Genomic DNA, 13,578 nt, shown 5'->3' with positions numbered 1-13,578 from the left:
GGTCGAATTTAATAAGAAAACTGATTGTGCGGATAACGAATGTTTACGAATCTGCGAATGAAAAAGATGATTACCTATTTAGAAGATTCGCAGCGATTCGCTATCCGAACTAATGAGGAATATGAAAATATTTATCAGTCCTGTCCTTGGGATTTCGCGCTTCCACGTTTTTAACAAATATAAATTTTCCATCCTGGAATTGAAGCATATCATAGGTAAAATCGGGACCATAAAATTCATACTGCCCTTCGAGATTCGGGTCGGAAGGCGAAAGATGGTCGAACACAATTGCGTTTTTTTCTTCCTCGTAACGAAGCGACATGTAAATTCCTGCCTTGTATTCAAAAATAATTCGCTTCACAATTTTTCCATTGTCTTTGGAAAAAATTGCATCGCCAAACTTCGGGAAACCTTTCGAATCGAAAGATAAAACGTCAATCAGTTTTTTATTCGACATTAAATTATTTCCATCCCAGCCGAGAAGCACGTATTGTTTTTTCTTTTTGTATTTGAATTCAGCCAATTGAAAATAGTAAGCACCATACCATTTTGTATTGTCAAGCGTGGCGTTCTCTATTTCTTTTCCCCTCATCTCTTCCGATTTATCCTTGAGTTCATACACTTCAAACTTTTTTGACTTGCGGTTGTAAGAATGAATGAATCCGTAGAAAGTATGCGTGCCATCTTCTGCAAGAACATCCCAGGTAAAAATTCTCACCTGCTTGTCGGGCGACTCAAGCATTACTCTGGCATTTCTCAAAGAGTCGAAAGTAAATTCCGCTTTTACATCTTTTTCCAAAGCGAGTTTCAATCCGGCAGAAAATTTCTTGCTGTTATCATTTTTTTTTACTTCGTTTGAAGAATGAACAAAATCCAAAAAAAGATTGTAAACGGAATCTTGAAGAAAGACCTGAGAATTGAGTATTGAGTATTTAGACAATACAAAGTACAGAAACAAAAACAATATTGAAAATTTTCCTTTCATACTCCCTTTAGGGTTGGGGCAAATAAAAAACCGCAAACGGATTAACGTTCGCGGTCTTATTATATTTTACAAACACTTTTATGCTATGTGCATTGAATCTTTTTTCGCCAGCAACTGCTCTTCGGTTTCCACATGATTTTCATCCGGCACGCAGCAATCAACCGGGCAAACCGCAGCGCATTGCGGCTCATCGTGAAACCCTTTGCACTCGGTGCATTTATCAGTTACTATAAAATAGAAATCAGCCGAAACAGCCGGCTGAGGCGCTTCCGCGTCCACCGTTTGTCCTGAACTTTTTCCGGTATAACTTCCTTTCAAAGTTGTTCCGTCAGAAAATCTCCATTCCGCACCGTTTTCATAAATTGCATTATTCGGACATTCGGGCTCGCAGGCACCGCAGTTAATGCATTCTTCAGTTATTTTAATTGCCATAGTTGAAAGTTAATAATTTATTAAATGTGAAACAAAGATATTAAAAAATAATTTTGCACTATGAATTTAGAAAAAAGAATTGTCGCTTTTGCAAAACTTGGAGAAATTCTCAGGAAGAAACCAGAAGACAATCTGTTACAGGCAATTCATAAAGCAGAAAAACATAACGGCTGGTTTACGGAAGAAAATATTTTGCTTGCTATTAATTCTATCGGGGAAATGCTTGCAGAAGATAAAATCAGAAAATGGATTTCATCCTATTCCATCAACCATCAACCATCAACCATCAACCATCGCATTGGAGTTATCATGGCAGGAAATATTCCTTTGGTTGGTTTTCACGATTTTTTATGCGTGCTGATGAGCGGAAATAGTTGCGTGGGGAAACTTTCTTCGGAAGATAGATTTCTTTTGCCGGCAGTTTCAGAAATAGTGATTGGGATTGAGCCGGAATTCAAAAACAACATACTATTTGTTTCCTCTGATTCTCCCCTGCCTGCCGGCAGGCACGGCTTCAGGGAAAGGACATCTGCCTTCATTGCCACCGGCAGCAACAACAGTGCGCGCTATTTTGAATATTACTTTTCCAACTTTCCTCATATCATTCGGAAAAACAGAAATGCAGTTGCCATACTTGACGGAAAGGAAACGAAAGAAGATTTACAAAACCTGGGCGAAGATATTTTTCAGTATTTTGGATTGGGATGCAGAAACGTTTCAAAGGTTTTTATTCCGCAGAATTACGACTTGGATAAATTCTTTTCTGCCATTATTGATTTTAGCGATGTGATTCATCACAATAAATATTACAACAACTATACTTATTACCGCAGCATTTACCTGCTGAACAAAGAAAAGTTTTTCGATAATAATTTTTTATTACTGAAAGAAGATAAACGGATTGCTTCGCCTGTTGCAAATTTATTTTACGAGCGGTATGAAAGCAAAGAAGAGCTTCTGAAAAGATTAGAAAAAGAAAAGTCAACTATTCAGTGCATAGTTGCTGGTCGGGATTTTAAATCCCGACCAACGGTAGCGTTCGGACAATCGCAATCTCCGGAACTTTGGGATTATGCGGATGGAATAAATACGATGGAGTTCCTATTGAATCTTCATGTTTGAATTACTCCCACATTAAATTTCTTTTTAACCGGAGCATGATTCGCCATTTCAATTCCCATTGAAATCCATTTACGCGTATCGAGCGGATTGATGACTGCATCTACCCAAAGCCGTGCTGCCGCATAATAGGGAGAAGTTTGCGAATCGTAGCGGTCTTTTATTTTGTTGAAGAGTTCACTTTCTTTTTCAGGAGTAATCTTTTCGCCTTTTGCTTTCAGCGTTGCAATTTCTATCTGCACCAAAACTTTTGCCGCCTGCTCTCCGCCCATCACGGCAATTTTAGAAGTGGGCCATGCAACAATTAACCGCGGGTCGTATGCTTTTCCGCACATGGCATAATTTCCCGCGCCATATGAATTTCCTGCAATCACAGTAAACTTCGGCACTACGGAATTTGCAACTGCATTCACCATCTTTGCGCCATCTTTAATAATTCCTCCGTGCTCAGAACGGGAACCCACCATAAATCCTGTAACGTCCTGCAGAAACACGAGCGGAATTTTTTTCTGATTGCAGTTCATGATGAAGCGCGTGGCTTTGTCTGCCGAATCGGAATAAATCACACCGCCAAATTGCATTTCTCCTTTTTTACTCTTCACAACTTTCCGTTGATTTGCAACAATACCGACCGCCCAGCCATCTATGCGCGCATAACAGCAAATGATGCTCATGCCGTAATCTTCCTTGTATTCTTCCATTGCCGAAGCATCAACCAATCTTTCTATCACTTCCCGCATATCGAATTGTTTTGTGCTTGCATCCGGAATGATTCCGAAAATTTCTTCGGGCTTCTTTTCAGGTTGCTTCGCTTCTGCTCTGCTGAATCCGGCTTTTTTATAGTCGCCAATTTTATCTACAATGTTTTTTATTTTATCCAAACAATCTTTATCGTCTTTGCATTTATAATCCGTCACTCCTGAAATTTCACAGTGAGTGGTTGCTCCGCCCAAAGTTTCGTTGTCAATATTTTCTCCTATAGCGGCTTTCACCAGGTAACTTCCGGCAAGAAAAATAGTTCCTGTTTTATTTACAATCAGCGCTTCATCGCTCATGATGGGCAAATACGCTCCGCCTGCAACGCAACTTCCCATGATGGCGGCAATCTGTGTAATTCCCATACTCGACATGATTGCGTTGTTGCGGAAAATTCTTCCAAAGTGTTCTTTGTCTGGAAAAATTTCATCCTGCTTGGGAAGAAAAACTCCTGCGCTGTCAACTAAATAAATTATTGGCAAGCGATTTTCCATTGCGATTTCCTGCGCGCGCAAATTTTTCTTTCCGGTAATCGGAAACCATGCGCCTGCTTTTACCGTGGCATCGTTCGCAACTACGATACATTGTTTTCCCCGCACATATCCAATCACAACAACCGTTCCTCCGGCAGGGCAGCCGCTCCCGACTTTGTCAGGATTGAGACCAACTTCTTCAAGATACATTCCATCACCTGCAAAAGCGCCAATCTCAATTTGAGGTAAATCTTTGTCAAGCAAATATTCTATGCGCTCGCGTGCAGAAAGTTTTCCTTGCTCATGCTGCTTCTCAATTTTATTTTTCCCTCCGCCCAAATAAATTTTTTCCAACTTTTTTTCCATAGCGGAAATAAGTTGCTTCATTTTGTCTTCGTTCTTGTTAAATTCTAAATCCATAATAATTGAATATGCGAATATATGAATTAGTAAATTCGCCATTATTTCATTTCGTGTGTATGGCTGTTATAAAACCTTTCAAAGGAATTCGCCCGGCAAAAGATAAAGTACATTTGGTGGCTTCGCGTTCGGTGGATGGATATAACGCTGCGCAACTCTCAAGCAAACTTTCTGAAAATCCCTATACGTTTCTTCATGTTATCAAACCTGAGTTCAGGGAAAATTTAAAATCAAAACCGGGTTCAGCCGAACATCTTCAGAAAATCAAGAAAAAGTTTTTACAATTTATCAGTAAAAAAATTTTAGTTCCTGACTCCGAGGAATGTTTTTATATCTATCAACAAACGAAAGACAATCATGCCTTCACAGGAATTATCGCCTGCGCTTCTATCTGGGATTATTTTAATAATGTGATTAAACTTCATGAGCAGACAATTTCGGAGCGGGAAGAAAAGTTGATGAATTACCTCCAGGTTTGTGATTTCAATGCAGAGCCGGTTTGCCTTTGCTATCCGGATAATACAATGGTGGAAAAAATTATTTCGAAAATTATTTCGACTATTCCGGAAAATGATTTTACTACCACAGATAAAATCGAACATAAACTCTGGAAAGTGAGCGACAAAAAAATAATCAATGATATTATTTCTGCTTTTGGAAAAATTTCTTCGATATACATTGCCGATGGGCATCATCGCAGCGCTTCCTCTGCCCTGCTCGGCAAAGCGCTGAAAGCAAAAAATAAAAATCATACCGGAAATGAGCTCTATAATTTTTTCATGGCGGCATTTTTTCCTGAGGGTAATCTGAAAATTTATGAGTTCAACCGCATTGTAAAGGACTTGAATTTTCTTTCGAAGGATACTTTCTTAAGAAAACTCTCAGCAAATTTTTCCATTGAAGAAAAAGGAGAAACTCCTTACAAACCAAACAGGCATAGAAATTTTAGTTTGTACATTGAAGAAAAATGGTATTCACTCACTGTAAAGAATGAAACAAAAGGAAAGTTAGATGCTGAACTTCTCACTGAATTAATTCTTTCTCCCTTGCTCGGTATTCATGATTTACGAACCGACAAAAAAATATTTTTTGTAAGCGGAACAAAAGGAATTGGTGAACTGAAAAAAATTGTTGACAGCGGAAAAGCATCGGTTGGATTTGGTTTATATCCGGTAACTATGCGTGATGTAATTAACGTTGCCGATTCGGGCGGAACCATGCCTCCGAAATCAACATGGGTTGAACCGAAGATGAGAAGCGGACTGGTGATTTATTCTTTGTCTGACATAAAATAAATTCAAATGCCTGTTCTGGAAAATTTACAGAAAATAAAAAGCGAAATCCCTTCGCATGTAAAATTAGTTGCGGTTACAAAAACACTTCCGGCAGAAAAAATTCTTGAAGCATATAATGCCGGACATAAAATTTTCGGAGAGAACCGCGTTCAGGAACTCACTCCGAAATACTATGACCTTCCGAAAGATATTGAATGGCATTTAATCGGACATTTACAAACAAACAAAGTAAAATACATCACGCCCTTTGTAAGCATGATTCATTCGGTTGACAGCATAAAACTTCTGTGTGAAATAAATAAATGTGCTGAAAAAATAAATCGGGTGATTGATTGTCTTCTTCAAATTCACATTGCGCAGGAAGAAACAAAATTCGGATTAAGTTTTGAAGAAGCCGAAGAAATACTGAACTCAAAAGAATTTTCAGAAATGAAAAATATTCGCATAGCAGGATTAATGGGAATGGCAACGCTTACGGAAAATGAAAATCAAATAAGAAAAGAGTTCCAATCGCTAAAACTATTTTTCGACAAACTCAAAACCAGAAACTCAAAACTAGAAACCCTTTCAATGGGCATGAGTTCAGATTATAAAATTGCAATTGAAGAAGGAAGTAATTTAATTCGTGTGGGCTCACTAATCTTTGGAGAAAGAAAATGAATATATGGAGCCAAATGCCTTTTCTCCGATTGCTGCTTCCTTTTCTCGGAGGAATTCTCACAGCAGTTTATTCGGGATTACAATTTGAATTCTTTAATTACATCATTCTTGGAATTTTCTTTTTGATTATTTTTTTTGTCTTCATTAAAAAGTTAAATGTTTCCTATTCTTATTCCTGGATTTTCGGTACGCTTGTATTTGCAATCCTTTTCCTGAACGGTTTTCAACTGACAAACCTTCATACGGAAAAATACAGTGCAAATCATTTCATCAAAATTGAAAATCCCGATTTGATTTATGCAAAATGCAACGAGCTGTATTTAGAAAAAGAAAAGTCATATAAAATAGTCATGCAGATTCTTGCGGAAAGAAAAAATGGAAAGTGGAATGGCGTTTCAGGGAAAGCAATGTGTTACTTCAAAAAAGATTCTTCCTCAAAACAATTACGCTACGGAGATTGCGTGGTAATGAAAACAAACTTCACCGAGATTCGTCCGCCACAAAATCCATCGGAGTTCAATTATAAATTATTCCTTTCCTTCCATACTATTTATCAGCAGGCATACATTCCATCTGAAAATTGGAAATTGATAAGAAGAAATGAAGGCAATCCAATTCTCAGCGCATCGTATAATCTCAGAGAATATTTACTGAATATTTTTCGCGAGAATAAAATTACAGGCGATGAATACGCAGTTGGCTCTGCGCTGGTGCTTGGCTACACCGATAAACTCGACCAGGATTTAATCAACGCATATGCAAGCAGCGGTGCATTGCATGTACTTTCTGTTTCCGGTTTGCATGTGGGAATTATTTTCATTGTTGCAAATTTTCTTTTGCTCTTTCTCGATAAAATAAAATTCGGAAAGCCGATTAAAATTTTTCTTTTGCTTTTTATTGTTTGGTTTTATTCCATTCTCACCGGAATGTCGCCATCAGTTCTTCGCTCTGCCGCCATGTTCAGTTTAATTATTATTGCGAAAGGATGGAAATACGATACAAATATTTTCAACACTCTTGCGGTTTCATGTTTCGCGTTACTGCTTTGGAATCCATATTTAATTATGGAAGTTGGATTTCAACTTTCATATTTGGCAGTTCTCGGAATCGTTGCCGTGCAGCCGTGGCTCTATGAAAAATGGCAACCCACCAATTGGCTATTGAATCACATTTGGGTTTTGATTTCAGTTTCTATTGCTGCGCAGGTTGTAACTTTTCCGCTTGGCTTGCTTTATTTCCATCAGTTCCCGAATTATTTTTTGTTTTCAAATATGATTGTGATTCCTATTTCAACTGTGATTCTTGTTTATGGACTCTTTGTTTTAGCCGTTGGAAAAATTGCAGTGGTTGGAATTTTCTGTTCTAAAATATTTTCATGGATTGTCTGGCTGCTGAATGAATCGGTTCGCCTCACGGAAAAAACTCCCGGCTCGCTGCTGCAAGGAATTTCAATTTCCATTCTGGAAACATGGCTGATTTATTTTCTGATTATCTGCATTTTGATTTTCCTTTTTCAAAAGCGCCAACGATTTATTTATCCTGCTTTGGGAATTTTAATTCTGATTCTTTTCCTACAGGTTTATGAAAACTACCGCGAGAGAAATCAGAAGAAATTTATTGTATATAATATTCCGAAAACACCGGCTTATGATTTTATTTCAGGAAAGCAAAATGTTTTCATATCGAATTCCAAGTTTATGTATAATCAAAGTGCGGTAAAATTTCATGTGAAGCATAATTGGGATGATATGGGAATGGAGAATATGAAATTTATTGAAACGAATGAAAAAGCAAATTACAATACAGAAAAATTTTTCATGAACAATAATTTCATGCAGTTTGATTCTAAAAAAATTGTTGTGATTGATTCCCTGCCTTATTTTAAAAATGAATTAAAACAAAAACTGCAAGTAGATTATCTTATCCTTTCTAAAAATGCAAAAGTCCGAATCAAAGATTTGCAAAAGCAATTCACCTTTAAAAAAATAATTGTTGATTCTTCCAATTCGGAATGGAAAAATAAAAAATGGAAAAAAGAATGTGAAGAATTAAACATTGATTTCTATTCTGTAATAGATAACGGAGCGTATATTGAAAACCTAAATCATGAAATTTAATATAGGAGATAAAGTTTCTTTTCTGAATGACAAAAGCAGTGGGATAATCACAAACATTCTCAGCAACTTCCGGGTGCTGGTAACGAATGAAGATGGTTTTGAAGTTTCCGTTTCCATAGATGAAATTGTTCCGCTGGCAGATGAATCTATTTACAAAATAGATGAAAGAAAGATTGATGAGAAAGAAGAAAAGAAGGTAAGTCCGCCAAAACTTTTGAGCAATGAAGCATGGGAGGTTGATTTGCATTTAAGAAACGAAACCGAAAATTTAAAAACCGACTATGAAAAACTTCTTTATCAACTAAACTATTTCAGAAAATGCATGGATGCTGCAATTGCACATCGAATCAAAAAAATAATTTTCATTCACGGAGTTGGAAAAGGAACACTGAAGCAGGAAATTATCCGCACGCTGAAAAAATATGAGCGCGCAAAACAGTACGATGCTCCTTATAAAAAATATGGCGCTGGCGCTATTGTAGTAGAAATTAGTTAAACATTTATCCGTATCTTTGTAGAGATGCTGACATTCATCAGCATGAAGTTCTTTAACATACCAAACCGCTCTATCGCTCTGCATATTTATTGTGCAGGGAGGAAAGTCCGGACAACAGAGAGCATCTTGTCCTGATTTAGTTCAGGAGAATTCCGAAGCAATTCAGAATACAGAAAGTGCCGCAGAAACTAAACCGCTCAGCGTTTACCGCAGGAGCAAGGGTGAAATCGTGAGGTAAGAGCTCACGCTTTTTCAACAGCAATGTTGTAATTGAAGGCAAACCTCAGGAGTTGCAATGCCGAATAGCAGACGATTGCTCGTCTTCCTTCAATGGAAAATCTGCTGGTAGGCAGCATAGATAAATGATAGGGGCGTTATGAGAAATCATAGCGAACAGAATCCGGCTTATACGTTTGGTATGTTATTTTTTCCTACTGGATAATTACAATCTCAGTCCTTCGGTTTTTCGCCATTCCTTCTTCGGTGGAATTTGATGCGATGGGTTTGGTGGCACCGTAACCTGCTACTTTCATCCTGCTGCGGCTGATTCCTTTCGAAGCAAGATAATTTACAACAGCATCTGCCCTGCGTTTGGAGAGATTCAAATTATATTTTTCAGTGCCTTTGGAATCAGTATGACCTGCCACTTCAAATTTTACTTGCGGATAATTTTTTTTCAGAAGCGCAACCGCTTTGTCGAGTTCAGGCATAAATTCTTTTTTCAGATTTGATTTATTGAAATCAAAAAGCACATTGTTAAATGCAATGGTTGTTTTAATGGAAGTGGCGGTATCAATTTTCATTTTTCCGGTAGCAGTGTCTTTTGTAGCGGTTACTTTTTTAATTGTATCAACCATTACAATCATCATGGGGTGAGTGTTCACAGTGGCTTCGCTGTAGCCGGATAATTTGCTTTTGTCGGCTTTGGCAAGAAATTCGGAATAGTTCATTCCGTTTGCCTGAGTTTTTATATCGAAGAAAGCATTCTTCACCGCCAAAGGTTCGCCTGCTTTGGTAAAATTAAGTTCCTGGTATACATCATAGCGCTTGCATTGCCTGGGAATATAAACTTCCACCGGTGCCGGTTCAAGCCCTTCGGTTTTCAGCGTGAATAAATAATTTTTTCCATGCTCAATGGTGCCGGAATATTTTCCGTCCTTAATTTCAAAAGAATGAACTTCCTTTCCCGTTGCTTTATCAGACACCACCACTATTCCTTTTGAAATTCCCATAGCAAGACCGCTGATAGTAGTGGTGGGAATGTCATCGCATAAATCAATCATGTAAATATCCATATCGCAGGTTCCGCCCGGCTTATTATCATTGGAAGAATAAAACGCGCGGTCAGATTTATTTGCGATGGTGAAAAAAATATCTTCGCCCGGAGTATTAATGGGCGCTCCCAGATTCACCGGCTCCGACCATTTATCTCCATTGCGTTCCGATTTAAAAATATCAAAGCCGCCCATGCTGTTATGTCCCGAAGAAGCAAAATACATTGTCTTTCCATCGGAAGTGAGGAACGGAGCATCTTCGTCAAATTCAGAATTGATGGGCTCGCCAATATTTGTTAACGGTCCCCAGGTTCCATCGGTTTGCCGTTTTGAAAGATAAATATCTCTTCCGCCTTTGCCTCCTGCCCTGTCGCTCACCACATACAATTCATTGTTCGCAAGCGTGAATCCGAAAAAACTTGTTTCCCATGCTTTGGTATTCAAATCTGATTTCTCATTCAGGATTTCCGGGTTCGACCATTCATTATTATTTTTTTTAACGCTGTAATAAAATGTTCCCTGCTTCACGCCTTTATAAAAATAAATTGTCTTTTTGTCGGCAGAAGCACTGATTACCGCTTCGTGTTTATCTGAATTTATTGGAGCGCCAAGGTTGGATGCCAATGACCATGCATCATTTTGTTTTGACGATACATAAATATCTTCAAAGTATTTATCATCCCAATCCACTTTTCCGCCTGTGGTTCCTTCTCTGCGCGAAGTGAAATACATCAATGAATCATCGGAAGTAAGCACGGCATCGTAATCGTCAAAATTGGTATTAATGTTTTTTCCCGCATTTACAATCTGAAAGGAATGTGTCTTTCCATGAATAGTAATTTTTTCTACCGGAGTTTTTACAAGTTTTCTGCCATTATCGCACATTTCTATTTTATGAAGAAGTTCATTTCTTAATTCGCCTTCTTCATCGGGCCAAAGAGTGGTTCCGTGCTTTGCAACCAGCGAAAGATATTGCCTGTAGTTTTTTTCTGCGCTGTCAAAATTTTTGGCAAGATGATAGGACGATGCAAGAAAATAAAACGCTTCGCCAATGGTGTCTTTCGAATATTTTATGGCGCGCTCGAAATAAGGAATGGATTTTATCTGGTCGAAATTATTGTAGAGTATAACCGCGAGTTCATAGTTGTAAACTGCATTGGCGGAATCTGATTTTACAAGTTGAACATATTTATCTTCTGCGTCTTTGAAATTGCCGAAGTCAGTATCCTTTCTTGCTCTCTTCAGAATTTTTTTCGCCTCCTTGCTTGAAAAAATTCCATAGGGGTTTGCTTCCTGTGAATAAGAATGCGCTGCGATGAGGAAGAAAAATAAAATTGCTGAAAGTAGTTTCATGGAATAATTTTCAAAGATAGAAAAAAAAGAATAATGAGTCCGCAGCGGTTAACTGTTAGGTAGTGTCTCAGTTTCCTCTTGGAATTTTCTTTGCGTACTCTGCGGGCTGTTTCTTTGCGTACTCTGCGTGAACGGCTGTTAAAATACAATTTAACGCAAGAGCGCAGAGAAAATACAACGCAAAGAACACAGAGAACAGCCAAACTGATACACTACCAACTGTTACTGTATACTGAAAGCATTCTGCTTTCCGAAAATTCCAAAATACAAAAAACAAATTCCAAATGACAAATAAATTCCAAGTCCGACCGATGAACAGTGATGAAGGGTTGCGAACTTCTCAGTCAACGGGGCTCCCATAGTTCAATCTTGTTGCCTTCTGCGTCCATTATGTGAACAAATTTTCCATAGTCATAAGTCGCAATGCTGTCCAATATGGTTACTCCGTTTTCTTTGAGTTTGTTCACAAGCGCTTCCATATTCTGAACTGTGTAATTAATCATAAAATCTTTTTTGGATGGGGAAAAATATTCATCTCCTTTTTTGAAAGGTTTCCATTGAAGAGAATTTGTATCTTCCGGTTTGTTAATGTTTCTGGATTCAAAACTTGACGAACCCCAATCATTTATTTTAATCCCTAAATTTTTGGTATACCATTCTTTCGTTTCCTTCAGGTTATCTGAATAAAAGAAAATGCCGCCAATTCCTGTCACCTTGGGTGTTGTGTCAACAGATAAAGTTGGGTTGTCTGTTTTATTTTTTTTGTCTTCCATATTGTTTGTTTTTTTAGTTGTCGGGCTGCAACTTGCAAGAACTGTTATAATTGATATTGTTATTGAGGACTTACGCAGTTTCGCCACTAAAACACTAAAGCACCAAATCCCACTAAACTTTGGTGTGTATTTTTTTGTGCTTTTGTGCTTTTGTGGCATTGCTTTTTGTTTTTGCGTAAGTCCTATTATTATTATTCTGTTCATTTTGTGTTTCTGCTTTTTACTGTTATGGTTGTTTTTTTTGCCACGAAGCCGTCAGCGAGAACAAAGATAAAATAAAACAACGGACGTGTCCAACGGACACGTCAGCCCGCATAGAAGCAAGCCGCTGTTATACTGGCTGCCCGCGCTGCATTTGTCTTTTGTTTAATTGTCTGTCTGCGATTGATGCCACCTTCTATTATTTGATTTATTGTCTGATTCTTATTTACATATTTTAATAATTGTCCATGCTGTCCCAGCGAGAAATAAAATTATTTTCCATAAATTGTCTGGGCTTTTTGCCCATTCTAAAAAACTGTCAGAGCGTTTGTAGCCACCATTTAAAATATGTTTTCGTCCAGTCTGTGTCGCCCAATAATAAACACCTGTCCCAAGTTGATGTTTTACTTCAACGAATTTGTCCCCTTCTAAGATTTGCATATAATTTAATAGCTGTCCTTGTTCGGGAACTATTGTCATTAGTTCAGAATATTCAACCCATTGTTTTTGTTGTCGAGAAAGATGGTCGAGTAGTTTATTTAAGTTATCAAAATCAGAACTTGTCTGTTGAGAAAAGAGTTGTCTAAATGATAGAATCATTATCTATGAAAAAGTTATTTATTAGTAATTAATTTATATACACCAAATAATATTAAAGGACTGATTCCATAAACTAAAAATTCTGTAAAATCATAAACTTGCAATAAAGAATGATATTCGGAATTTTTATCAACCAGTTCATCTGAAAATTTACAATGAGTAAATGGATAAAACAAATAGCGTCTTTCTTCATACTTATAAGTAGTCGAATAACGGCTTTTTTGAGTATGACGAATTGGCTCTGTTCCACTTAATGACCATATAATTACATTAATGAAAAGCCATATAATACATATTGAAAGAATAATTTTTTCTATTTTATTTTTCATGTTATATGATTTTGTCTGTCTGCTATCATTGTCTGCCGATTACTTAGTTGTCCGGCTGTTGCGCGGGCAGCTTGTATTTAACGACCGCATATTGGCGTTCGTTGGCGCATTAAAGATAGGGATTCCTTCGGCTGTTGCGCCAATGACGCCAATGTGCAGTTAGATTCAATTGGCGCCAGTCTGAAGTCTGGCACCAGACCAAGCAGTCGGGGCAACCAACCTCGCCTGGGTCTGGCAACCAAGGTATGGCTGTGGGGTTGTTTGCGCCACGTAGTTGGCGGAACACTTCCTTACG

12 protein-coding genes and 1 other RNA gene are annotated in these 13,578 nt (G+C 37.8%); 6 read left to right on the top strand and 7 right to left on the bottom strand.

Annotated features, from left to right (window positions below):
- Positions 1-109: 109 nt before the first annotated feature.
- Both HY063_14900 and HY063_14895 read right to left on the bottom strand, forming a co-directional pair.
- Complete coding sequence (locus tag HY063_14900; protein ID MBI3503072.1) at positions 110-877, bottom strand: hypothetical protein; 768 nt, start codon at positions 875-877, stop codon at positions 110-112.
- A gap of 186 nt (positions 878-1,063) precedes the next feature.
- Positions 1,064-1,417: a 4Fe-4S binding protein gene (locus HY063_14895; protein MBI3503071.1), complete on the bottom strand. Its 354-nt coding sequence runs from the start codon at positions 1,415-1,417 to the stop codon at positions 1,064-1,066.
- Between the two features lie 60 nt (positions 1,418-1,477).
- Here HY063_14895 and HY063_14890 point away from each other — a divergent pair, with 60 nt between their 5' ends.
- Positions 1,478-2,539 (top strand): acyl-CoA reductase, encoded by a 1,062-nt coding sequence (locus HY063_14890; protein ID MBI3503070.1) that lies wholly within the window; start codon positions 1,478-1,480, stop codon positions 2,537-2,539.
- Here the strand turns inward: HY063_14890 and HY063_14885 are convergent.
- Positions 2,530-4,185, bottom strand: coding sequence for an acyl-CoA carboxylase subunit beta (locus tag HY063_14885; GenBank protein ID MBI3503069.1), 1,656 nt, complete (start codon positions 4,183-4,185; stop codon positions 2,530-2,532). The two genes, HY063_14890 and HY063_14885, sit on opposite strands and share 10 nt — an antisense overlap.
- A gap of 59 nt (positions 4,186-4,244) precedes the next feature.
- On the opposite strand from HY063_14885, the gene HY063_14880 reads away from it, so the two are divergent.
- From HY063_14880 to rnpB, 5 genes are all read left to right on the top strand, one after another.
- The gene (locus tag HY063_14880) at positions 4,245-5,480 is read left to right on the top strand and encodes a DUF1015 domain-containing protein (protein ID MBI3503068.1); all 1,236 of its coding nucleotides are present in this window, start codon (positions 4,245-4,247) and stop codon (positions 5,478-5,480) included.
- Between the two features lie 6 nt (positions 5,481-5,486).
- Complete coding sequence (locus HY063_14875; protein MBI3503067.1) at positions 5,487-6,140, top strand: YggS family pyridoxal phosphate-dependent enzyme; 654 nt, start codon at positions 5,487-5,489, stop codon at positions 6,138-6,140.
- 14 nt (positions 6,141-6,154) lie between these two features.
- Positions 6,155-8,257 carry a ComEC/Rec2 family competence protein gene (locus HY063_14870; protein ID MBI3503066.1) on the top strand — a complete coding sequence of 701 codons (2,103 nt, stop codon included), beginning with the start codon at positions 6,155-6,157 and terminating at the stop codon, positions 8,255-8,257.
- Positions 8,247-8,753, top strand: coding sequence for a Smr/MutS family protein (locus HY063_14865; protein MBI3503065.1), 507 nt, complete (start codon positions 8,247-8,249; stop codon positions 8,751-8,753). The genes HY063_14870 and HY063_14865 overlap by 11 nt, the downstream gene beginning before the upstream one ends.
- Before the next feature lie 57 nt (positions 8,754-8,810).
- An RNA gene (rnpB, locus tag HY063_14860) (RNase P RNA component class A) lies at positions 8,811-9,177 on the top strand.
- Between the two features lie 7 nt (positions 9,178-9,184).
- Here the strand turns inward: rnpB and HY063_14855 are convergent.
- The 4 genes from HY063_14855 to HY063_14840 form a co-directional block, all read right to left on the bottom strand.
- The gene (locus HY063_14855; protein ID MBI3503064.1) at positions 9,185-11,380 is read right to left on the bottom strand and encodes an OmpA family protein; all 2,196 of its coding nucleotides are present in this window, start codon (positions 11,378-11,380) and stop codon (positions 9,185-9,187) included.
- 344 nt (positions 11,381-11,724) lie between these two features.
- Positions 11,725-12,153, bottom strand: a complete 429-nt coding sequence (locus HY063_14850) for a VOC family protein (protein MBI3503063.1) — start codon at positions 12,151-12,153, stop codon at positions 11,725-11,727.
- A 423-nt stretch (positions 12,154-12,576) separates the two neighbouring features.
- Positions 12,577-12,954 carry a hypothetical protein gene (locus HY063_14845; GenBank protein ID MBI3503062.1) on the bottom strand — a complete coding sequence of 126 codons (378 nt, stop codon included), beginning with the start codon at positions 12,952-12,954 and terminating at the stop codon, positions 12,577-12,579.
- Positions 12,955-12,968: 14 nt separating this feature from the next.
- Positions 12,969-13,283 carry a hypothetical protein gene (locus tag HY063_14840; GenBank protein ID MBI3503061.1) on the bottom strand — a complete coding sequence of 105 codons (315 nt, stop codon included), beginning with the start codon at positions 13,281-13,283 and terminating at the stop codon, positions 12,969-12,971.
- Positions 13,284-13,578 lie beyond the last annotated feature (295 nt).

The sequence above is a fragment of the Bacteroidota bacterium genome, from assembly GCA_016195025.1.
Classification (GTDB): Bacteria; Bacteroidota; Bacteroidia; order Palsa-948; family Palsa-948; genus Palsa-948.
This window is presented reverse-complemented; position numbering and strand designations above follow the sequence as displayed.

Excerpts from the sequence above, each read along its gene's own strand:
- HY063_14895 (MBI3503071.1), bottom strand. The coding sequence starts at position 1,417 with ATGGCAATTAAAATAACTGAAGAATGCATTAACTGCGGTGCCTGCGAG.
- HY063_14890 (MBI3503070.1), top strand. The coding sequence starts at position 1,478 with ATGAATTTAGAAAAAAGAATTGTCGCTTTTGCAAAACTTGGAGAAATT.
- HY063_14885 (MBI3503069.1), bottom strand. The coding sequence starts at position 4,185 with ATGGATTTAGAATTTAACAAGAACGAAGACAAAATGAAGCAACTTATT.
- HY063_14880 (MBI3503068.1), top strand. The coding sequence starts at position 4,245 with ATGGCTGTTATAAAACCTTTCAAAGGAATTCGCCCGGCAAAAGATAAA.
- HY063_14875 (MBI3503067.1), top strand. The coding sequence starts at position 5,487 with ATGCCTGTTCTGGAAAATTTACAGAAAATAAAAAGCGAAATCCCTTCG.
- HY063_14870 (MBI3503066.1), top strand. The coding sequence starts at position 6,155 with ATGCCTTTTCTCCGATTGCTGCTTCCTTTTCTCGGAGGAATTCTCACA.
- HY063_14865 (MBI3503065.1), top strand. The coding sequence starts at position 8,247 with ATGAAATTTAATATAGGAGATAAAGTTTCTTTTCTGAATGACAAAAGC.
- HY063_14855 (MBI3503064.1), bottom strand. The coding sequence starts at position 11,380 with ATGAAACTACTTTCAGCAATTTTATTTTTCTTCCTCATCGCAGCGCAT.
- HY063_14850 (MBI3503063.1), bottom strand. The coding sequence starts at position 12,153 with ATGGAAGACAAAAAAAATAAAACAGACAACCCAACTTTATCTGTTGAC.
- HY063_14845 (MBI3503062.1), bottom strand. The coding sequence starts at position 12,954 with ATGATTCTATCATTTAGACAACTCTTTTCTCAACAGACAAGTTCTGAT.
- HY063_14840 (MBI3503061.1), bottom strand. The coding sequence starts at position 13,283 with ATGAAAAATAAAATAGAAAAAATTATTCTTTCAATATGTATTATATGG.